The following is a 19,776-nucleotide window of genomic DNA, read 5'->3' as shown; positions in this document are numbered from 1 at the left end:
GACAACCGATCAGGCCTCATCGGCACCCGGCAGCGCCACGGTGGCGGCCCGCTGCCACCCCCGGTCCCCCCGGGCCCGGAGCCACGCGGTGGTCTCGTCGGGCGGCATCGCGGCGGCGACGAGCCACCCCTGCACCGCGTCGCACCCCAGATCCCGGAGCCGCTCCCACGTCTCGTCGTCCTCCACGCCCTCGGCGACGACGAGCAGCCCGAGCGAGTGCGCCAGGTCGACGGTGCAGCGCACGATCTCCGCGTCCTCGTTGTCCACCGCGAGACGGGCCACGAAGGACCGGTCGATCTTCAGCTCGCTGACCGGCAGCCGCCGCAGATGCACGAGCGAGGAGTACCCGGTGCCGAAGTCGTCGAGCGACATCTTCACCCCGTGCCCGGTCAGCCCGGCCAGGGTGTCGGCGGCGCGCTGCGGGTCCTCGAGCAGCACGTGTTCCGTTATCTCCAGCTGGAGCGACCCGGCCGGGACCCCGTGCCGGGCCAGCCGCGCGGCGACCGCGCCCGCGAAGCCGGGGGTGTGCACGTCGCGCGGTGACACGTTCACCGCGACGGGCACGTACAGCCCCTGGGCGCGCCAGCGGGCGACCTGGGCCAGCGCGGTCTCCAGGACGTACTCGGTCAGGTGCGGCATCAGACCGGAGGACTCGGCGATGGCGATGAACTCGTCAGGCGGAACCTTCCCTCGCTCGGGATGCACCCACCGCACCAGCGCTTCGAGCCCGGCCACCTGGCCGTCGAAACGCACCTTCGGCTGGTAGTGCAGCTCCACGTCGCCCGCGTCGAGCGCGCGCCGTAGATCGCCCAGCAGACCGAGCCGGTCGGGGGTGTTGGAGTCCCGCTTCGACTCGTAGACCTCGACGCCCGTGCGGTCCCGCTTGGCCTGGTACATCGCGACGTCGGCGCGGCGCAGCAGGCCCTCGGCGTCGAGGGCGTGGTCGGGGAAGACGGCGAGGCCGGCGCTGGCTTCGAGGACCAGCGTGAGCCCGTCGAGGTCGAGCGGCGAGCCGAGGGCGGCGACCAGAGCGCGGGCCACCCGGGACGCCGACGTCGTCGAGTCGGCGACCGGCAGCAGCACGGCGAACTCGTCCCCGCCCAGCCGCGCGGCCTCCGCACCGCGCGGCAGTGCGGCCTTGAGCCGGTCCGCGATCTGCAGCAGGAGCCGGTCACCGGCGAGGTGGCCGAGCGTGTCGTTCACCGAGCGGAACCGGTCGAGGTCGATCAGCAGGAGCGCGCTGCGGGCGCCGATCCGCTCGGCGTCGTCGAGCGCGGTCCAGGTGCGCTCAAGGAGCCACTGGCGGTTGGGCAGTCCGGTGAGCGGGTCGCGCAGCTGCTCCTCGGCGCGGGCGCGGGCGATCCAGAGCGTGGAGTCGAGCGCGATCAGCGGGATCGAGAACAGCGGCAGCAGCACGGGCAGCGCGATGGCGACGACGCAGATCAGCGGTGCGATGCCGAGCAGCGCGACGCCCACCAGGCCCTGCCGGACCAGCGCGGTGCGGTCGACCTTGGGCAGGCCGGAGGCGCGCGGCGCGTGCACGTAGTAGAGCAGGAGCCGGGTGACCAGCAGGTACGAGGCCGCCACCAGGGCGATCTCGGGCGCCGTGAAGACGTTCCAGGTCTCCGGCTTCCACGGGGTCTCGACGGACGGTACGCGGCCGAACGCGGCCAGGACCAGGGCGCCCGCCCCGATGCCGAGGATGTCGATCGCGCCGTGCAGCACGCCCTGACGCCAGCGGTGTCTGCGGGCGGCGCCGACGAGCACGACCACGGTGAGGCTGACCATCCCGGCGGGCACCCAGCCGTAGAGCAGCAGGACGGCGAGGGTGAGGGCTCCGCCGGAGCCGGTGCCGCCCCACCAGCGGTCGCGGCCGAGGGCGACCAGATGGCCGACGATGATGCCGGTGAGGATCGCGAGGGACCAGCCGACGACGCCGGACGGGAAGAGCGCGTGGTCGCCGGTGAACGCCCGGTAGAACCCGGCGGCCAGGACCACGGCGGCGAGCGCGACGACCGCGCCGGGCAGCAGCGGCAGCGCCGTCGCCCGGGAACCGTCGCCCGGTCCGCCGTGGTGGTTGCTGGCGGGGGTGGCCACGCCGACGTGACCGCCGGCGGTCAGAGCGGGGTGCCGCTCGGCGGGCAGGACGACCGTGCCCTCGGTCCGCAGGACGGCGCCCTGGGGCTCCGCGCCCGGCGGGCTCTGGACGCCGAAGGCCACCCGGGCGGCCCGGGTCCGGGTCGCGGCGGGCCGGACGAGACCCAGCCCTCTCTCACGCCACCAGTTGCGCCAGTTCACCACACCACCGCGTTCGCTCTCCCCGTGACCGCTGTCGCTGTCTCCGCCGCCCTCGCCGGGGCGTCGGGCCGTGCCGCGCCGCAGTCGCCGGCGCGGGCGCAGCCGTGAGTCCGGGGCGGCGCTCTCGGTCGGTTCCATTCCCGTCCCTCTCACAGCCGGCGGTGCTCATGTCCGCAGCCCGCTCCCTGACTTCTGTGGAGCGGAGGTTGCCCCATCCGCAGCAGGACACGGCAGGCGCACACCCTCAACAGTAGGCCGCAGAAGGCTTCCACGGGCACCAGACGGACGCGCCCGGCCGTGGATACCCGAATGCGACCCGGCCACCCGTATGCATCTGATATGCGCTGAACGGGTGGCCTTCAACCGCTACTGCTCAGTCGGTTCCTCGGCGGGAAGCGCCAGTTCGGCGGCGGCGTCGGGGCCTTGGTCGAGCAGCACGACGAAGCCGTCCTCGTCCAGAACCGGAACCTTCACCTGCATGGCCTTGTCGTATTTGGATCCCGGGTTGTCCCCGACAACGACAAAGGACGTCTTCTTGGAAACGGAACCTGTCACCTTGGCGCCTCTGCTCTGCAGGGCGTCCTTCGCGCCGTCCCGGGTGAAGTTCTGCAGGGTGCCGGTGACGACGACGGTGAGGCCTTCGAGCGGGCGCGGGCCCTCGTCCTCACCGGCCCCCTCCTCCTCCATGCGCACACCGGCATCACGCCATTTCCGCAGAATCTCCCGATGCCAGTCCTCGGCGAACCACTGCTTCACGGAGGCGGCGATGATTCCGCCTACGCCGTCGGTGGCCGCCAGCTCCTCCTCTGTGGCCTGATCGATGCGGTCGACGGAGCGGAACTCGCGGGCCAGCGCCTCGGCCGCGACGGGACCGACGTGCCGGATGGAGAGGCCGTTGATGACGCGGGCGAGCGGGCGGTCCTTGGCCGCGGCGATGTTCTCCAGCATCGACACCGCGTTCTTCCGGGGCTCGCCCTTCTGGTTGGCGAAGACGGTGACGACCTTGTCCTCGCCGCTCTTCGGGTCCCGCTTGGGCAGACCGCTGTCGGGGTCCAGGACGTAGGCCTTGATGGGCAGCAGCTGCTCGATGGTGAGGTCGAACAGGTCGCCCTCGTCGGTCAGCGGCGGCTCGGCGGGCTCCAGCGGGGCGGTGAGCGCGGCGGCGGCGACCGCCCCGAAGTTCTCGATGTCCAGGCACTGGCGGCCGCCCAGATAGAACAGCCGCTCGCGCAACTGGGCGGGGCAGGTGCGGGCGTTGGGACACCGCAGGTCGATGTCGCCCTCCTTCATGGCCCGCAGCGGCGTGCCGCACTCGGGGCATTCGGCGGGCATCACGAACTCGTACTCGCTGCCGTCGCGCAGGTCGACGACCGGGCCCAGGATCTCGGGGATGACGTCACCGGCCTTGCGGATGACGACGGTGTCCCCGATGAGCACGCCCTTCTTCTTGACGATCTCCTGGTTGTGCAGCGTCGCGAACTCGACCTCGGAGCCCGCCACCGTCACCGGCTCGACCTGCGCGTACGGGGTGACGCGGCCGGTGCGGCCCACGCCGACGCGGATGTTGACCAGCTTGGTGTTGACCTCTTCGGGCGGGAACTTCCAGGCGATGGCCCAGCGCGGGGCGCGCGCGGTGGAGCCGAGCCGGCCCTGGAGCGGGATCTCGTCCAGCTTGACGACGGCGCCGTCGATCTCGTGCTCGACCGAGTGCCGGTTCTCCCCGAAGTACGCGATGAACTCCCGTACGCCGTCGAGGTCGTCGACCACTCTGTTGTGCTTCGCGGTGGGCAGGCCCCACTCGCGCAGCAGGTCGTACGCCTCCGACAGACGGGCGATGTCGAAGCCCTCGCGGGCGCCGATGCCGTGCACGACCATGCGCAGCGGGCGGGTCGCGGTGACCCGGGGGTCCTTCTGGCGGAGTGAACCCGCCGCCGCGTTGCGCGGGTTGGCGAAGGGCTTGTCGCCGGACTCGACCAGCCGGGCGTTCAGCTCCTCGAACTTCTCCATCGGGAAGAAGACCTCGCCGCGGATCTCGACGAGGTCCGGGATGCGCTCGCCCTGGAGGCGGTCGGGGATCTCGGCGATCGTGCGGACGTTGGGCGTGATGTCCTCGCCGACGCGGCCGTCGCCGCGGGTGGCCGCGCGGGTCAGGCGCCCCTGCTCGTACGTCAGGTTGACCGCGAGGCCGTCGATCTTCAGCTCGCACAGGAAGTGATAGCCGGACGCGCCGACGTCCTTGTGGACGCGCTCGGCCCAGGCCGCCAACTCCAGGTCGTCGAAGGCGTTGTCGAGCGAGAGCATGCGCTCGCGGTGCTCCACGGACGTGAACTCCGTGGCGTAGTTGCCCGCGACCTTCTGGGTCGGCGAGTCGGGGGTGCGCAGCTCGGTGTACTGCTCCTCGAGGGCTTCGAGGGAGCGCAGCAGCTTGTCGAACTCGGCGTCGGAGACGACCGGCGCGTCCTTCACGTAGTACCGGAAGCGGTGCTCTTCGATCTGCTCGGCCAGCCGGGCGTGCTCGTCCCGCGCCGTCGCGGGCACGGAGCTCTCGGTCTCCGCCTTCTTTCCAGCGCTTGCGGCAGCCACCTTCTCGTCCTCCCGTTTACCTTCGTCCCCGGTCACTCAGGGTTGTCCGCGAGTGATCTCGCCGCCCGGGCGCAGTGGGCGAGCGCCGCGCGGGCGTACGCGGGCGACGCGCCCGCGAGGCCGCACGACGGGGTGACCACGACCGACTCCGCGAGCGACCCCGGATTCAGCCCCAGCCTGCGCCACAGCGTCCTGACCCCCATGACGCTACCGGCAGGGTCCGACAATCGGGCGTCCACGCCGGGCACGACACCGGCGAACAGCTTGGTGCCTCCCTCGACGGCCTCACCGATCGCCTCGTCGTCACGCTCGGTGAGGAGCGAGAAGTCGAAGGAGACCGCGCCGGCGCCGGCCCGGCGCAGCAACGCGAACGGGACGTCGGGGGCGCAGGAGTGGACGACGGTGGGCCCCTCGGTGTGCACGGCGAGGACGTCGCGCAGGGTGCTCTCCACGACCTGTCGGTCGACGGCGCGGTGGGTGCGGTACTCGCTCGCGGTCTTGACCTGTCCGCGCAGGACGGCGATGAGGGAGGGCTCGTCGAGCTGGAGCACGAGGTGGGCGCCGGGGACGCGGCGGCGCAGGTCGGCGAGGTGGGTGCGCAGGCCCTCGGCGAGCGAGCCCGCGAGGTCGCGGCAGGCGCCCGGGTCGGAGAGCGCGGCCTCGCCGTTGCGCAGCTCCAGGGCTGCGGCGAGGGTCCACGGTCCGACGGCCTGCACCTTGAGCGGTCCCTCGTAGCCCTGGGTGAACTCCTCCAGCGCGTCGAGGTCCTCGCCCAGCCACGACCGGGCGCGCTTGGTGTCGCGTCCGGGCCGGTCGCCGATCCGCCAGCCGCTGGGCTCCACGCGCGCGTACAGGTCGACGAGGAGCCCCGCGGTCCTGCCGATCATGTCGGCACCCGGCCCGCGCGCGGGCAGCTCGGCGAGGAACGGGAAGTCCTCGAAGCTGCCGGTGACGGTCTTGGCGGCCTCCCGGGCGTCACCGCCGGGCATCGACCCGACGCCGGTCGCCGGGCCCCACTTGAAGTCGCTCTTTTCACTCACCCAGGAAGAGTACGTAACGGGGCCGGGAGCCCGGTCGTCAGCGGCCCGGGCGGACCGTCAGGTCGTTCACCTCGGCGTCGCGGGGCAGGTCCAGGGCCATGACGATGGTGGTGGCCATCGACTCGGGGTCGATCCAGCGGGCCGCGTCGTACTCCTTGCCCTCCTGCTGGTGCACCTTGGCCTGCATGGGGCTGGCGGTGCGGCCGGGGTAGACGGACGTGACCCGTACGCCGTTGCCGTGCTCCTCCTGGCGCAGCGAGTCGGCGAGCGCCTTCAGGCCGTGCTTGGAGGCGGCGTACGCGGACCAGTCGGCGTGCGCGTTGAGGCCGGCGCCGGAGTTCACGAAGACCACGTGGCCCTGGGCGAGCCGGAGTTGGGGCAGGAAGTGGCGGGTCAGCTCGGCGGGGGCGACGAGGTTGACGTTGAGCTGGTGGCGCCAGGTCTTCGGGGTCAGCTCGCCCACCGGGCCCAGGTCGACGACGCCGGCGATGTGCAGCAGCGAGTCGACCCGGTCGGGCAGCGACTGGTGGGAGAACGCCCACGACAGCCGGTCCGGGTCGGCCAGGTCGCCGACGAGGGTGCGGGCGCCGGGGAACTCGGCGGCGAGTTCCTTGGCGCGGCCCGCGTCACGCGCGTGGAGGACGAGATCGTCCCCGCGCGCGTGCAGACGGCGGGCGACGGCGGCGCCGATGCCGGAACCGGCGCCGGTGATCAGATGAGTGGCAGTGCTGGTCATGGCGCCATGCTCGCACTACCGCCGGAACTACTGCTGGCCGAGGGACTCCTCCAGGTACGCGAGCGCGCCGACCGGCTCCTCGGCGAAGAACACCAGGTCGGTGAGGGGGATCGGCAGGAATCCCTCGTCCTCCATGCGCCGGAACTGCTCCTTCAGGCCGTCGTAGAACCCGGCCGAGTTGAGCAGCACGATGGGCTTGTCGGTCTTGCCGTGCTTCTTCAGTTCGAGGATCTCGGTGGCCTCGTCGAGCGTCCCGGTGCCGCCCACCATGACCACGACGGCGTCGGCCTTCTCCATGAGCAGTCGCTTGCGCTCGGCGAGGTCGGCGGCGATCACCATCTCGTCGGGCGCGGTCACGACGCGGGCCTTGGCGGCGAGGAACTCCACGGACACCCCGACCAGTCCCCCGCCGCTCGCGTGCACCCCGTCGGCGACGACCTTCATCAGCCCGCTCTCGCTGCCGCCCCACACGAGCGTGTGGCCGCCCTTGCCGAGCAGCTCGGCGAATTCGCGGGCGGGGCGGGTGTAGCGGTCGTCGAGGTCGGCGGCGGAGAGGAAGACGCAGATGTTCATGGGGCCTACGGTACGGGCCGCCCGAAACGGGAAGAACCCGGCCGCTGTGAGCGCTGACACACTCATGACTGGTGGACACAAGATCACGATCGAGCAGGGTTCGGTGCGGGTGCGGGCCGTCCATGACGGGCAGGTCCTCGCCGAGACGACGCGGCCCCTGGTGCTGCGGGAGACGGGTTGTCCCGTGCGGTACTACATCCCTCCGGAGGACGTGCGCACCGATCTGCTGACGCCCTCGGACACGACGACGCACTGCCCCTTCAAGGGCGACGCCGCCTACTGGTCGCTGCCCGGTGCGCCTGACCTGGTGTGGGGGTACGCCGCGCCGAAGGCGGAGGTGGCCGCCATCAAGGACCACTTGTGCTTCTACGAGACCCAGGTGGTCGACGCCTAGCCGAACCGCTCGCCGGGGCCGTGGTCGAATACAAGGACACGGGGCCACGGCAGGTACACGGCGCGAGGCGAGGAGCGAGGCGGTCATGACGCACGGAGACGGGCAGCAGGGCGTTCCCACGGGCGGCTTCGGCCCGCCACCGTCCGTCCCGCCGCCGCCCGCGCATCCGCCCGCGTTCCCCCCGCCGCCGTCCGTGCCCCCGGCGGTGGGTCCCGGCGCGGCGCCGGGCCCGGAGTTCATCGCCGCCGACGAGCGCAACGGCCTGGTGGTCGACTCCGACGGCGTCCACTTCGAGCAGGGGCCGCACTCCATCGACCTGCCGTGGGCGTACGTGCGCACGGTGCGGTTCCAGCCCGTGCCGGACGGCCTGTACGTGACCGCGGTGATGACGGACGGCCCGGTCTACGAGTGCCGGGTCCGGGCGCGACGCCGCTCCCTGGCGACGCAGTGGAGCACCGAGCTGACCGGGGTGCTCCACCACTATCTGGCAGGGCGGGGTTAGGCGGTCGCCGTGGCCCGGTCGGTGGTGGCGATGGTCGCCGAGCCGACCACGCGGGTGCCGGCGTAGAGCACGATCGCCTGGCCGGGCGCGACGCCGCGCACCGGCTCGTCGAACGAGACCCGCAGTTCGTCGTCGACCAGCTCCGCGGTCACCTCGGTCTCGCCGCCGTGGGCGCGGAGCTGGGCCGTGTAGGTGCCCGGGCCCGTGGGGGCCGCGCCGCACCAGCGGGGCTTGATCGCGGTCAGGGCGGACACGTCGAGGGCGGCCGCCGGGCCCACCGTCACCGTGTTGTCCACCGGGGAGATGTCCAGGACGTAGCGGGGCTTGCCGTCGGGGGCGGGGGTGCCGATGCGCAGGCCCTTGCGCTGGCCGATGGTGTAGCCGTAGGCGCCCTCGTGGGTGCCGAGCTTGGCGCCCGACTCGTCGACGATGTCGCCCTCCGCCTTGCCGAGGCGGGAGGCCAGGAAGCCCTGGGTGTCGCCGTCGGCGATGAAGCAGATGTCGTGGGAGTCGGGCTTCTTGGCGACGGCGAGGCCGCGGCGCTCGGCCTCCGCGCGGATCTCGTCCTTCGTCGTCTCGGTGTCGCCGAGCGGGAACATGGCGTGGGCGAGCTGGCGGTCGTCCAGGACGCCCAGCACGTAGCTCTGGTCCTTGGCCATGTCGGTCGCGCGGTGCAGCTCGCGGTCGCCCGCGTCGTTGACCAGGACCTGGGCGTAGTGGCCGGTGGCGACCGCGTCGAAGCCGAGGGCGAGCGCCTTGTCGAGCAGCGCGGCGAACTTGATCTTCTCGTTGCAGCGCAGGCAGGGGTTCGGGGTGCGCCCGGCCTCGTACTCGGCGACGAAGTCCTCCACGACGTCCTCGCGGAAGCGGTCGGCGAGGTCCCAGACGTAGAACGGGATGCCGATGACGTCCGCCGCGCGGCGCGCGTCGCGGGAGTCCTCGATGGTGCAACAGCCGCGGGCGCCGGTGCGGAACGACTGCGGGTTCGCCGACAGGGCCAGGTGGACACCTGTCACGTCGTGACCGGCCTCCGCGGCACGGGCCGCGGCGACGGCGGAGTCGACTCCGCCGGACATGGCGGCGAGAACACGGAGGGGACGGTCCTGGGCGGGGCGCTGCGCGGCATGCGGGGTCTGGGAAGTCATAGCACTAACAGAGTACGGGGAGCCGGGAACCGAATCGCTCCGATATCCGTTATGGAACATGTACGCGAAAGGTGGGACGGGGGCGTCGCGTGGGGAAGCAGGGGTCGGGCGGCAAGGACCGCGACCGGGGCGTCAGCCGGCGGGCCTTGATCGTCGGCGGTGTCGCGTCGGCCGTGGGTGTGGGCGTACTGGCACGCGGTGATCTGGCCCGGATGTGGTGGCAGATGCCCGGCGTGGACAAGCCGCGCACCGCGGGCGAGGTGGACTTCAAGGGCGCGGAGTGGGTGGCGGCGGCCGCGGCGAACTGGCGGCGGGCGGACCGCCCCTCGGACTACCCGATCGACCTGGTCGTCGTCCATGTCACACAGGGCAGTTACAGCGGCACGCTGCAGGTGTTCAAGGACCCCTGGCACGGGGCGTCGGCGCACTACGTGGTGCGCAAGGACGGGCACATCGCGCAGATGATCCGGGAGCTGGACGTCGCGTTCCACGCGGGGAACAAGGACTACAACCAGCGCAGCATCGGCATCGAGCACGAAGGGTTCGTGGACCGGCCCGAGGACTTCACCGACGCGATGTACGCGGCCTCCGCGAAGCTGACCGCGGGGATCTGCAGACGGTACGGGATACCCGTGGACCGCAAGCACATCATCGGGCACGTGGAGGTGCCGGGCACCGACCACACCGATCCGGGGCCCCACTGGGACTGGGACCGGTACATGAAGCTCGTACGGGCGGCGTACAAGGCGAACAGGCCGACCCGGACGGACAAGCATCCCGGATCGGCGAAGGCCTGACGGCTCAGGTCAGTCCGGCCGTGCGGGCGCGGTCCACCGCCGGGCCGATCGCCTTCGCGACCGCCTCGACGTCGGCCCTCGTCGACGTGTGGCCGAGCGAGAAGCGGAGCGTGCCCCGGGCCAGGTCGGGGTCGGTGCCGGTCGCGAGGAGGACGTGGCTGGGCTGGGCGATGCCCGCCGTGCAGGCCGAGCCCGTGGAGCACTCGATGCCCTGGGCGTCCAGGAGGAGGAGCAGCGAGTCGCCCTCGCAGCCGGGGAAGGTGAAGTGGGCGTTGGCGGGGAGGCGGCCGCCGGGGGCCGGGTCGCCGCCGAGGATCGCCTCGGGGACCGCGGTGCGCACCGCGGCGACCAGGTCGTCCCTGAGGGCGCCGATCTCGTGGGCGAACCGGTCGCGGTGCTCGTGCGCCAGGCGGCCGGCCGTGGCGAAGGAGGCGATGGCGGGGACGTCGAGGGTGCCGGAGCGGACGTGCCGCTCCTGACCGCCGCCGTGCAGGACGGGGACGGGGGTGTACTCGCGCCCGAGAAGCAGCGCGCCGATGCCGTACGGGCCGCCGATCTTGTGGCCCGACACGGTCATCGCCGCGAGTCCCGAGGCCGCGAAGTCGACCGGGATCTGGCCGTAGGCCTGGACCGCGTCGGCGTGCAGCGGAATGTCGAACTCCCGAGCCACGTCCGCGAGTTCGCGCACGGGCTGGATCGTGCCGATCTCGTTGTTGGCCCACATGACGGTGGCCAGGGCGACGTCGTCCGGGTTGCGCTCGATCGCGTCGCGGAGCGCGTCGGCGTGGACACGGCCGTGCGCGTCGACGGGGAGGTACTCGACGGTGGCGCCCTCGTGCTCGGCGAGCCAGTGCACGGCGTCGAGGACGGCGTGGTGCTCGACCGGGCTGGACAGGACGCGGGTGCGGGCCGGGTCGGCGGCGCGGCGGGCCCAGTACAGGCCCTTGACGGCGAGGTTGTCGGCCTCGGTGCCGCCCGAGGTGAACACGACCTCGCTGGGGCGGGCGCCGAGCGACTCGGCGAGGGTCTCGCGGGACTCCTCGACCGTGCGGCGGGCGCGGCGTCCGGCGGCGTGCAGGGACGAGGCGTTGCCGGTGACGGCGAGCTGGGCGGTCAGCACCTCGACCGCCTCCGGAAGCATCGGGGTGGTCGCGGCGTGGTCGAGGTAAGCCATGGTGGGCACGATTCTACGAGCCCGCCGGAGCCCTTCGGCCGCCGCATGGGGTCCCGTTCCCACGCGCGGCCCACCAGGGCCTTCAGCCCGTGATGCTCCAGGAGAACGTGCCGTCGGCCGCGATGAGGGCGCCGAGCACGACGAGGTCGGCGACGCCGAGGCCGAGACCGAGCAGGGCCCGGCCGCGCCGCGTGGTGCCGCGCCACAGGGCGAGGCCCGCGAGGACGATCGCGACGGGGCCGAGGAAGACGTTCATGACGAGCAGGCCGACGAGGCCGAGGACGAACGAGGCGACGGCCATCCCGTCGGTGTCACGGCGCCCGACGGACCGGGTCCGGGTCGGCGCCTCTGCGGTGAGTTGCATGGTGGTACCCCCTGTTTCGACTGGTGCGTGCTCAGTGCTGGTGACGGCGGCCGCGCTCGCGCACGGCGAAGACGGTCAGCCAGACGCCGATGACGGCGGCGGCCACGAGCGTGAAGGACAGCGGTGCGTGGGCGACGGTGCCGAGGGCGAAGCCCAGGAGCAGAAGGGCCGCTACGAGGAACAGCACGGGAAACCTCTCAGAGTTGGGTTACAACTGTTCACTGACTGACGAGTCTAGCGCCGCACACGGGTGTCCAATTACGGAGAACAGTTGTTAACTGGATGACATGAGTCACACTCTCGGCAGCCGTCAGGCGCAGAAACAGAAGACCCGGCAGGCGCTGCTCGACGCGGCGCTGGAGCTGCTGGAGGAGCAGAGCCTCAGCAGCCTGGGCCTGCGCGAGGTGACGCGGGCCGTGGGCGTGGCGCCGACCGCGTTCTACCGGCACTTCGACTCCCTCGCCGACCTCGGCGCCGCCTTGGTCGAGGAGGCGGTCGGCAGCCTGCACGCGGTCGTCTCGGAGCTGCTGACGGCGACCTGGGACAGCGACGAACGCATCGCGCGCACGGTCGAGTTGATCGCGGCGCACGTGCGCGCCCATCCGGCCCATGTGCGGTTCATCGCGCGTGAGCGGCACGGCGGGGTGCAGGCGGTGCGCGAGGCGATCGCCGCGCAGTTCGGGCAGTTCGCCGAGGAGGTGCGGGCGGCTCTGCGCCGGGACCCGGAGTCGGCCGGCTGGAGCGAGGAGGACCTGCTGATGCTGGCCGGGCTGTACGTGGACCACATGATGATGGCGGCCGCCGCCTTCCTCACCACGCCCCCGGCGGAGTTCCCCGGCGCGGCGACGCTCGCGGAGCGGCAGTTGCGGCTGGTGAGTCTCGGGCGCAGACACTGGCTGGACCCGTCATGAGCAACTAGCCTTACGGTCATGACAGCAGCCGACTGGAAACTCGACCGCGGCTTCATCGGCTCGTCCGGCGAGGTCCGCTGGAGCGTGCTCGGCGCCGCGGACGCCCCGCCCGTCGTCCTCGTCCACGGCACCCCGTTCTCGTCGTACGTCTGGCGTGCTCCCGCACGGGCCCTCGCCTCCCGGTTCCGTGTCCACGTCTGGGACCTGCCCGGCTACGGCGACTCGGAGATGCGCCCCGGGCAGCGCGTCGACCTCGACAGCCAGGCCCGCGTCCTCACCGAACTGCTCGACCACTGGGGCCTGGGCTCCGGTGGCCGGGCGCCCGCCGTCGTCGCCCACGACTTCGGCGGCGCCGTCGCGCTGCGGGCACACCTGCTGCACGGGGCCGCCTACTCCCGGCTCGCGCTGGTGGACCCGGTGGCGCTCGCGCCCTGGGGCTCACCCACGTACCGCCTGTTCGCCGAACACGGCGACGTCTTCCGGCAGTTGCCGGACGAGCTGCACGAAGCGCTCGTGCACCGCTACATCAGCTCGTGCAGCCATCCCGGCCTGCACCCCGACACCCACGCGCGGCTGATCGCGCCCTGGGTGACCGGGACCGGCAGGGACGCCTTCTACCGGCAGATCGAGCAGAACGACCAGCGGTTCACGGACGACATCCAGGGCCGTTACCCGGAGTTGGACCTGCCCGTCCTGGTGTGCTGGGGCGCCGAGGACACCTGGATCCCGGTGGACCGCGGGCGGGAGCTGGCCGATCTGATCCCGGGCGCCGAACTGCGGATCATCGAGGGGGCCGGACACCTCGTACAGGAGGACGCTCCGGCCGAACTCACCGCCGCTCTGCTGGAGTTCCTGCGTAGAGACGCGTGATCTCGGCCGCGCACCGGGCCAACTCTTCGCGCACCTGCGGGGGTTCGAGCACTTCCAGGTGCCCGGCGAACGGCAGGAGCATGCGGGTCGCGCCCAGTACGCCGTAGCCGAGCCGGACCGTGATCCACTCCCCCGCGTCGTCCTCGGGGCGCTCGATCAGGGAGCCGCCCGCCATCCGCAGGAAGAGGTCGTAGCGGCTGCGGTGGACGCGGGCGGTGACCTCGATGCCGCCGGGCCTGTCCTCCACCTGGCGCTTCAGCACGGCCCAGGCGTCGGCGAGTTCGACGCCCGGGCGGCGCTCGACGGGTGCGTCCGTGACGGTCACCGAGTGGGTGCGGTCGGCGCGGAAGAGGCGGGGCACCGCCCGGCGGTCGGCCACCAGGTACCAGACGCCCGCCTTGGAGACGAGACCGTACGGGTCGACGGTGTAGGTGCGGGGTGTGTCGGTGCCGCTGTGGCGATAGCGGATCCGCAGGCGACGGTCGGCGAACACCGCGTCCTGGAGGGCGCTGACGTCGACCTCGCGCGGCGGCGGGCCCATCCAGCGCGACGACTCCACGAGGATGCGTCTGCTGGTCAACTCGGCGGCCGGGCGGTGTGGTTCGGGCAGCGCCGCCATGACTTTGCGCAGCGCGGAGCCCAGGGCCTCGTCGAGTCCCAGGGCGGTGTGGGCGCCCTGGGACGCCAGGATGAACAGGGCGCGGGACTCGTCGGCGGTCAGGCCGGTGACGTCGGTGCGGTAGCCGGGGAGGAGCGCGATGCCGCCGTGGCGGCCGCGCTCCGTGTAGACCGGGACGCCGGACGCGGAGAGGGCGTCCACGTCCCGGTAGATCGTGCGGACCGAGACCTCCAGGCGGGTGGCCAGTTCGTGGGCCGGGACGCGGCCGCGGGTCTGGAGGAGCAGGAGGATGGAGAGCAGGCGGTCGGACTTCACGGGGTCAGCGTGCCGTAGACCGGGCCGGAAATGTTGACGGGGATGTCAGGTTGGGCGGCACTTCGGGGTCGTCGTCGTTCGGCTGACGGCCGGTGGGGGCTGGTCGCGCAGTTCCCCGCGCCCCTGAGGCATGCGCTGACGCGCAGCCTCCCCTGAGGCTGCGCTTCGCGCGCCTCTGATGAGATGGCGCACGAAGTGCGCATCTCAGGGGCGCGGGGAACTGCGCGACCAGCCGCCACCGGAGCCGCGCCCGACAACGCACCCCGCGCGGCTAGCTCAGGCGGGCTCGGGCCAGCTGTCGTGACTGGGCCACGAGGCGGTCCTGCGTGTCCCAGATCTCGGCGTCCTCCTCCAGGAAGCCCCCCGCGAGGTTGCGGGTGGTGATCGAGACCCGGAGCGGGCCGGGGGCCGGGCGGCAGCGGATGTGGACGGTCAGTTCGACGGTCGGCACCCAGCCCTTGAGGCCCATCTCGAAGGCGGTCGGCGGCAGCGCGTCCACGGTGAGCAGCAGGGAGAGGGGGTCCGCGTCACGGCCGTCGGCCAGGCCGAACCAGGCCCGCATCTCGCCCTTGCCGGACGGGGCGCCGAGGGCCCAGCCCAGGGTCGCCGGGTCCAGCTTCACGGCGAGCCGGTCGGTGATGGCCGAGCTGCCCGGGATGCGCGGGCCGTCCTCGGGCGCGTCGGCGGCGCCGAAGCACTGCTCGATCGGCGGGATGGCGGGCGGCTTGGCGCTGGTGCGGACGTCGCCGGGGAGCGCGTCCAGGTCGCCGTACGAGGCGAGGACGCGGATCCGCTCGACCTCGGTGCCGTCCTCCGCGTACTGGAAGAGGGAGGCCTGGCCGGTGGAGAGGGTGCGGCCGGTGCGGGCCACGTCCGTGCGGATCACCGCGGGGCCGGGCGTGGAGGCCGTCAGATAGTGCGCCGAGATCGTGAACGGGTCGGCGTGCGGCAGGGTGTCGGCGAGCGCGCGGCCCAGCACGGCGAGCAGGTAGCCGCCGTTGACGGCGTTGATGATCGTCCAGCCGGCGGACAGCTCGATGTCGTAGACCCCGGGGACGGCGGGATCGCGGCGCGTGACGGCGGTGTCGCGGTCGAACTCGCTGTCGCCGATCGTGGCCGTGCCGGTGGGTGCCTGCGGGGATGCTGCGTCTGCCATGCAGGAAGCGTACGACAGCTCATTACTAAGCGGTAGCTTTAGAGACCGGCCTCACGATCACCTTCACGGTGTCTCCTCCGGCACCTCCACCGCCGCGGACCTGCGGTTCCAGGCCCGCGGCGCCCGCCAGTGGTAGCGCATCGCGAGCAGCCGCAGGATGAAGGCGGTCAGCACGGCGACCCCGCTGGTGAGTCCGTTGAGGGAGTCGAAGCGGATGCAGAGCACGACGATGACGGCGCCGACGATCGCGGGGACGGCGTACAGGTCGCGGTCCCAGCGCACCAGCGACGGCACCTCGTTGGCGATGATGTCGCGCAGCACCCCGCCGCCGACCGCCGTGGCCAGGCCGAGCACCGCGGACGAGGTGAGGCCGAGCCCGTAGTCGTACGCCTTGGTGGTGCCCGTGACGCAGAACAGGCCGAGGCCGGCCGCGTCGAAGACGTTCACCGCGGTCTGGGTGCGTTCGACCTCGGGGTGCAGCACGAACACGAGGGCGGCGGCGAACAGCGGGGTGATGAAGTAGCCGAGGTCGGTGAAGGCGGCCGGCGGCACGGCCCCGATGACCAGATCGCGGAACAGCCCTCCGCCCAGCGCGGTGACCTCGGCCAGGGCGCCGATGCCGAAGACGTCCCAGTTCTTGCGTACGGCCATCAGGGCGCCGGAGATGGCGAACACGAAGATGCCGACGAGGTCGAGCCAGTGCTGGACGGAGGGGGTGAACAGTTCCTGGATCACCCGATATTTTTACCTGCCGTGTCCGCGCCTACGGCGTCGGCTTGCCCGTCGCGAGCAGCCACGTGTCGAACAGGTCGTCCGACCGCCGCCCCGAACCGCGTGACCGGCCACGACGAGAGCCGCGGCCGGTCACGAGCGAACCATCCCCTACTTGCCCTCCGGGGCTTCCGGAGCCTTCGGGGCCTCCGGCTCCGCGACGGGCTCCTCCGAGGCGGGCTCCTCCGCGACGGGCTCCTCCGGGGCGGTGACGGCGTCGGCAGGCGCCGGCACCGTCACGACATCGATCGCCTCCTTGGCCACCGAGAGCAGCGTCGTGTCCTCGGGCGCCTGGTCGGGGGCGTTCTCCGGGTGATGGCAGGCCACCTGGTGCCCGGACGCGAGCTGGAGCAGCGGAGGCTCCTGCGTCGCGCACAGCTCCGTCGCCTTCCAGCACCGCGTGTGGAAGCGGCACCCCTTGGGCGGGTCGATCGGCGACGGCACATCGCCGCGCAGCAGGATCCGCTCGCTCTTCACCCCGCGCCGCTTGGGGTCCGGCACCGGCACGGCGGAGAGCAGCGCCTTGGTGTACGGGTGCATCGGCGTCGAGTAGAGATCGTCGCGGTCCGCCAGCTCCACGATCTTGCCGAGGTACATCACCGCGATCCGGTCCGAGACGTGCCGGATGACCGAGAGGTCGTGCGCGATGATCACGTACGTCAGGCCGAACTCGTCCTGGAGGTCCTCCAGGAGGTTCACCACCTGGGCCTGGATCGACACGTCGAGCGCCGAGACCGGCTCGTCCGCCACGACCAGCTTCGGGCGCAGGGCGAGCGCGCGGGCGATACCGATGCGCTGGCGCTGGCCGCCGGAGAACTCGTGCGGGTAGCGGTTGTAGTGCTCGGGGTTGAGCCCGACCCGCTCCAGGAGGTCCTGGACCGCCTTGCGCACGCCGCCCTCGGGCTTGACGCCCTGGAGCTTGTACGGGGCGCCGACGATCGTGCCGATGTTGTGGCGCGGGTTCAGCGAGGAGTACGGGTCCTGGAAGATCATCTGCACGTCGCGGCGCAGCGGACGCATGCCGCTGGTGCCCAGGTGCGTGATGTCCTTGCCCTCGAACTCGACGCGGCCGCCGGTCGGTTCGAGCAGCCGCGTGATGAGCCGGCCCATCGTCGACTTGCCGCAGCCGGACTCGCCGACGACGCCCAGGGTCTCCCCCGCGCGCACGTCGAAGGTCAGCCCGTCGACCGCCTGCACGGCGGCGACCTGCCGCTTGAGCAGGCCCTTCTTGATCGGGAAGTGCTTGACCAGGTTCTCGACCTTGAGCAGCGGCTCGCCCGGTGCCGGGTCCGCAGAGGTCTGGGGAGTCTGGGGAGAGTCGGCCGCCTGCTGGGGGATCGTCATCTCGGTCTCGGGTCCTTTGGCGTCCGTCACAGCTTCGGCGCAATCTCTTCGGTCCAGATCCGCTCCCGCTCCCCGGCCGACATGTGGCAGGCGGAGAAGTGACCGGAGCCGACCTCGCGCAGTTCGGGGCGCTCGGTGCGGGTGATGTTGTCCTTGGGGACGTCCGCGTACGGGCAGCGCGGGTTGAAGGCGCAGCCGCTCGGCAGGTTGATCAGGCTGGGCGGGGACCCCTTGACCGGCGTGAGCCGCTCGGTCTGCTCCCGGTCGATGCGCGGCATCGAGCCCAGCAGGCCCCAGGTGTACGGGTGCTGGGGCTCGGTGAAGACCTCGGTGGCACTGCCGCGCTCCACGCACCGGCCGCCGTACATGACGAGCAGTTCGTCGGCCATCTCCGCGACGACCCCGAGGTCGTGCGTGATCATGATGACCGCGGAGCCGAACTCCTTCTGCAGATCGCGGATCAGGTCCAGGATCTGCGCCTGCACGGTCACGTCGAGGGCCGTGGTCGGCTCGTCGGCGATCAGCAGTTCGGGGTTGTTGACCAGCGCCATCGCGATCATCGCGCGCTGGCGCATACCGCCGGAGAACTCGTGCGGGTAGGCGTCGACCCGCTTGTCGGGCTGCGGGATGCCGACCCGGTCGAGCATCTCGATCGCCCGCTTGCGGGCGGTCTTCTTGTCGACGTCGTGGTGGACCCGGTACGCCTCCACGATCTGCTTGCCGATCGTGTAGTACGGGTGCAGCGCGGAGAGCGGGTCCTGGAAGATCATCGCCATGTCGCGGCCGCGCAGCCGGCGGACGGCGTCCTGGTCGCCGGAGAGCAGCTCGGTGCCGTCCAGCCAGATCTCACCGCTGATCTGCGCCTTGCGCCGGCCGTACTGGCCCGCGGTGTGCAGGCCCATGATGCCGAGCGACGTGACGGACTTCCCCGATCCGGACTCGCCGACGATGCCGAGCGTGCGCCCCTTCTCCAGGGTGAAGGAGAGGCCGTCGACGGACTTGACCAGACCGTCGTCGGTCGGGAAGTGCACCTTGAGGTCGCGGACCTCCAGGAAGGCGCTGGGGGCACCGGAGGCGGTGACGGGTTCGCCGACCGCCGCTCCGGTCTTGTGCAGGTCGGTCATCCCAGCCTCACTCGCGGGTCGATGACGGCGTACAGAAGGTCCACGACGAGGTTGGCGACGGCGATCGCGAGGGCCGCGAACAGCGTCACGCCGAGGATCAGAGGCAGGTCCTTGTTGCTGATGGCCTGGACCGCTTCGAGACCGAGACCCGGCAGGTTGAACGTGGACTCGGTGAGCACGGCGCCGCCGAGCAGCACACCGAGGTCGAGTCCGAAGACGGTGAGGATCGGGGTCATCGCCGAGCGCAGCGCGTGCCGGGTGATGACGGCGGACTCGCCGAGCCCCTTGGCGCGCGCGGTGCGGATGTAGTCCTCGCCGAGGATCTCCAGCATGGTGGCGCGGGTGAGTCTCGCGTACATCGCGGCGTTGAGGAAGGCGAGCACGATCCACGGCAGGATCAGCGTCTGCAGCCACGTACCGATGGAGTCGTCCGTGGACAGCGAGTCGGCGATGTGCACCCAGCCCAGGGTGTGGACGAAGATGCCCATCGCGACCATGCCGGTGAAGAAGACGGGGAGCGAGACGCCGCCGAGGGCGGTGGTCATCGCGGCGCGGTCCCAGAAGGTGCCGCGCTTGAGGGCGGAGGTGACGCCGGTGGCGACACCGCCGAGCAGCCACAGGACGCAGGCGCCGAGCGCCAGGGCGCCGGTGATGGGCGCGTCCGCCTTGAGGGTGTCCCACACGGGTGCCTCGGTGCGGAAGGAGTACCCGAAGCAGGGGGCGGGGCAGTGGGTGATGTCGCCGCCGTTGGTGTAGTCACGGCCGAGCGGGATGCCCCGGACGAAGTCCCAGAACTGCACGAGCAGCGGGTCGTTGAGGCCCAGCTTGATGCGGATGCCGTCCAGCGCCTCCGGGCTGGTGGCCTTGCCGGCGAAGAGGACGGCGACGTCCTGGCCCGCCCATTTGGGCAGCATGAAGAAGATGGTGAAGGTCGCGAACAACACGATCAGCACCATGATGACGACGGCGAACAGGCGCCGGATGAGATAAGCAAGCACTGTGCGCGGCCCGGCGGCGGGGACCCGTTCGGGGTCCCCGCCGCCGAGGCCATCACCTGCCC

20 protein-coding genes are annotated in these 19,776 nt (G+C 71.8%); 5 read left to right on the top strand and 15 right to left on the bottom strand.

The genetic code is table 11. The features are described 5' to 3' along the window. Positions 1-9: 9 nt before the first annotated feature. The 5 genes from ABZ930_RS24675 to ABZ930_RS24655 all read right to left on the bottom strand — a co-directional run bounded on the left by ABZ930_RS24675 (position 10) and on the right by ABZ930_RS24655 (position 7,230). On the bottom strand, positions 10-2,436 hold the full coding sequence (locus tag ABZ930_RS24675; RefSeq protein WP_361551494.1) for a bifunctional diguanylate cyclase/phosphodiesterase: 2,427 nt from the start codon (positions 2,434-2,436) through the stop codon (positions 10-12). 228 nt (positions 2,437-2,664) lie between these two features. Then, positions 2,665-4,881 carry an NAD-dependent DNA ligase LigA gene (gene ligA, locus ABZ930_RS24670; RefSeq protein ID WP_361551491.1) on the bottom strand — a complete coding sequence of 739 codons (2,217 nt, stop codon included), beginning with the start codon at positions 4,879-4,881 and terminating at the stop codon, positions 2,665-2,667. Between the two features lie 32 nt (positions 4,882-4,913). Next, positions 4,914-5,921, bottom strand: coding sequence for a methionine synthase (locus ABZ930_RS24665; protein WP_361551488.1), 1,008 nt, complete (start codon positions 5,919-5,921; stop codon positions 4,914-4,916). A 37-nt stretch (positions 5,922-5,958) separates the two neighbouring features. After that, positions 5,959-6,657: an SDR family oxidoreductase gene (locus tag ABZ930_RS24660; RefSeq protein ID WP_361551485.1), complete on the bottom strand. Its 699-nt coding sequence runs from the start codon at positions 6,655-6,657 to the stop codon at positions 5,959-5,961. Between the two features lie 27 nt (positions 6,658-6,684). Then, a complete protein-coding gene (locus ABZ930_RS24655) occupies positions 6,685-7,230 on the bottom strand; it encodes a TIGR00730 family Rossman fold protein (RefSeq protein ID WP_361551482.1) in 546 nt (181 codons plus the stop codon). 64 nt (positions 7,231-7,294) lie between these two features. Between ABZ930_RS24655 and ABZ930_RS24650 the strand changes: the two genes are divergently transcribed. Further along, the gene (locus ABZ930_RS24650; RefSeq protein ID WP_361551479.1) at positions 7,295-7,624 is read left to right on the top strand and encodes a DUF427 domain-containing protein; all 330 of its coding nucleotides are present in this window, start codon (positions 7,295-7,297) and stop codon (positions 7,622-7,624) included. 85 nt (positions 7,625-7,709) lie between these two features. Next, positions 7,710-8,126: a hypothetical protein gene (locus tag ABZ930_RS24645; protein WP_361551477.1), complete on the top strand. Its 417-nt coding sequence runs from the start codon at positions 7,710-7,712 to the stop codon at positions 8,124-8,126. On the opposite strand, the gene mnmA is transcribed toward ABZ930_RS24645, so the two are convergent. Beyond that, complete coding sequence (gene mnmA, locus ABZ930_RS24640; RefSeq protein WP_361551474.1) at positions 8,123-9,271, bottom strand: tRNA 2-thiouridine(34) synthase MnmA; 1,149 nt, start codon at positions 9,269-9,271, stop codon at positions 8,123-8,125. The genes ABZ930_RS24645 and mnmA overlap by 4 nt on opposite strands. An 89-nt stretch (positions 9,272-9,360) precedes the next feature. Here mnmA and ABZ930_RS24635 point away from each other — a divergent pair, with 89 nt between their 5' ends. Next, positions 9,361-10,068 carry a peptidoglycan recognition family protein gene (locus ABZ930_RS24635; RefSeq protein ID WP_361551471.1) on the top strand — a complete coding sequence of 236 codons (708 nt, stop codon included), beginning with the start codon at positions 9,361-9,363 and terminating at the stop codon, positions 10,066-10,068. Between the two features lie 4 nt (positions 10,069-10,072). Here ABZ930_RS24635 and ABZ930_RS24630 read toward each other — a convergent pair whose 3' ends face one another. From ABZ930_RS24630 to ABZ930_RS24620, 3 genes are all read right to left on the bottom strand, one after another. Then, positions 10,073-11,242: a cysteine desulfurase family protein gene (locus ABZ930_RS24630; protein WP_361551468.1), complete on the bottom strand. Its 1,170-nt coding sequence runs from the start codon at positions 11,240-11,242 to the stop codon at positions 10,073-10,075. Between the two features lie 82 nt (positions 11,243-11,324). Then, positions 11,325-11,606, bottom strand: coding sequence for a DUF4190 domain-containing protein (locus tag ABZ930_RS24625; RefSeq protein ID WP_361551465.1), 282 nt, complete (start codon positions 11,604-11,606; stop codon positions 11,325-11,327). 31 nt (positions 11,607-11,637) lie between these two features. Beyond that, positions 11,638-11,793 carry a hypothetical protein gene (locus ABZ930_RS24620; RefSeq protein ID WP_361551462.1) on the bottom strand — a complete coding sequence of 52 codons (156 nt, stop codon included), beginning with the start codon at positions 11,791-11,793 and terminating at the stop codon, positions 11,638-11,640. A gap of 100 nt (positions 11,794-11,893) precedes the next feature. Between ABZ930_RS24620 and ABZ930_RS24615 the strand changes: the two genes are divergently transcribed. Both ABZ930_RS24615 and ABZ930_RS24610 read left to right on the top strand, forming a co-directional pair. Further along, complete coding sequence (locus ABZ930_RS24615; RefSeq protein ID WP_361551460.1) at positions 11,894-12,517, top strand: TetR family transcriptional regulator; 624 nt, start codon at positions 11,894-11,896, stop codon at positions 12,515-12,517. Between the two features lie 18 nt (positions 12,518-12,535). Continuing rightward, positions 12,536-13,387, top strand: coding sequence for an alpha/beta hydrolase (locus tag ABZ930_RS24610; protein ID WP_361551457.1), 852 nt, complete (start codon positions 12,536-12,538; stop codon positions 13,385-13,387). On the opposite strand, the gene ABZ930_RS24605 is transcribed toward ABZ930_RS24610, so the two are convergent. The 6 genes from ABZ930_RS24605 to ABZ930_RS24580 form a co-directional block, all read right to left on the bottom strand. Next, complete coding sequence (locus tag ABZ930_RS24605; protein WP_361551454.1) at positions 13,347-14,321, bottom strand: YafY family protein; 975 nt, start codon at positions 14,319-14,321, stop codon at positions 13,347-13,349. The genes ABZ930_RS24610 and ABZ930_RS24605 overlap by 41 nt on opposite strands. Before the next feature lie 271 nt (positions 14,322-14,592). Next, positions 14,593-15,477, bottom strand: a complete 885-nt coding sequence (locus ABZ930_RS24600) for a thioesterase family protein (RefSeq protein WP_361551451.1) — start codon at positions 15,475-15,477, stop codon at positions 14,593-14,595. Positions 15,478-15,540: 63 nt separating this feature from the next. After that, on the bottom strand, positions 15,541-16,212 hold the full coding sequence (locus tag ABZ930_RS24595; RefSeq protein ID WP_361551448.1) for a trimeric intracellular cation channel family protein: 672 nt from the start codon (positions 16,210-16,212) through the stop codon (positions 15,541-15,543). 147 nt (positions 16,213-16,359) lie between these two features. After that, positions 16,360-17,592: a dipeptide ABC transporter ATP-binding protein gene (locus tag ABZ930_RS24590; protein WP_361551445.1), complete on the bottom strand. Its 1,233-nt coding sequence runs from the start codon at positions 17,590-17,592 to the stop codon at positions 16,360-16,362. A 26-nt stretch (positions 17,593-17,618) separates the two neighbouring features. Beyond that, positions 17,619-18,716 (bottom strand): ABC transporter ATP-binding protein, encoded by a 1,098-nt coding sequence (locus ABZ930_RS24585; RefSeq protein ID WP_361551442.1) that lies wholly within the window; start codon positions 18,714-18,716, stop codon positions 17,619-17,621. Next, the gene (locus tag ABZ930_RS24580; protein WP_361551439.1) at positions 18,713-19,714 is read right to left on the bottom strand and encodes an ABC transporter permease; all 1,002 of its coding nucleotides are present in this window, start codon (positions 19,712-19,714) and stop codon (positions 18,713-18,715) included. The genes ABZ930_RS24585 and ABZ930_RS24580 overlap by 4 nt, the downstream gene beginning before the upstream one ends. Between the last annotated feature and the right edge of the window lie 62 nt (positions 19,715-19,776).

The sequence above is a fragment of the Streptomyces sp. NPDC046716 genome, assembly GCF_040645755.1.
GTDB lineage: Bacteria > Actinomycetota > Actinomycetes > Streptomycetales > Streptomycetaceae > Streptomyces.
The sequence above is the reverse complement of the archived record's forward strand: the minus strand, read 5'-3'. Positions and strand labels throughout refer to the sequence as shown.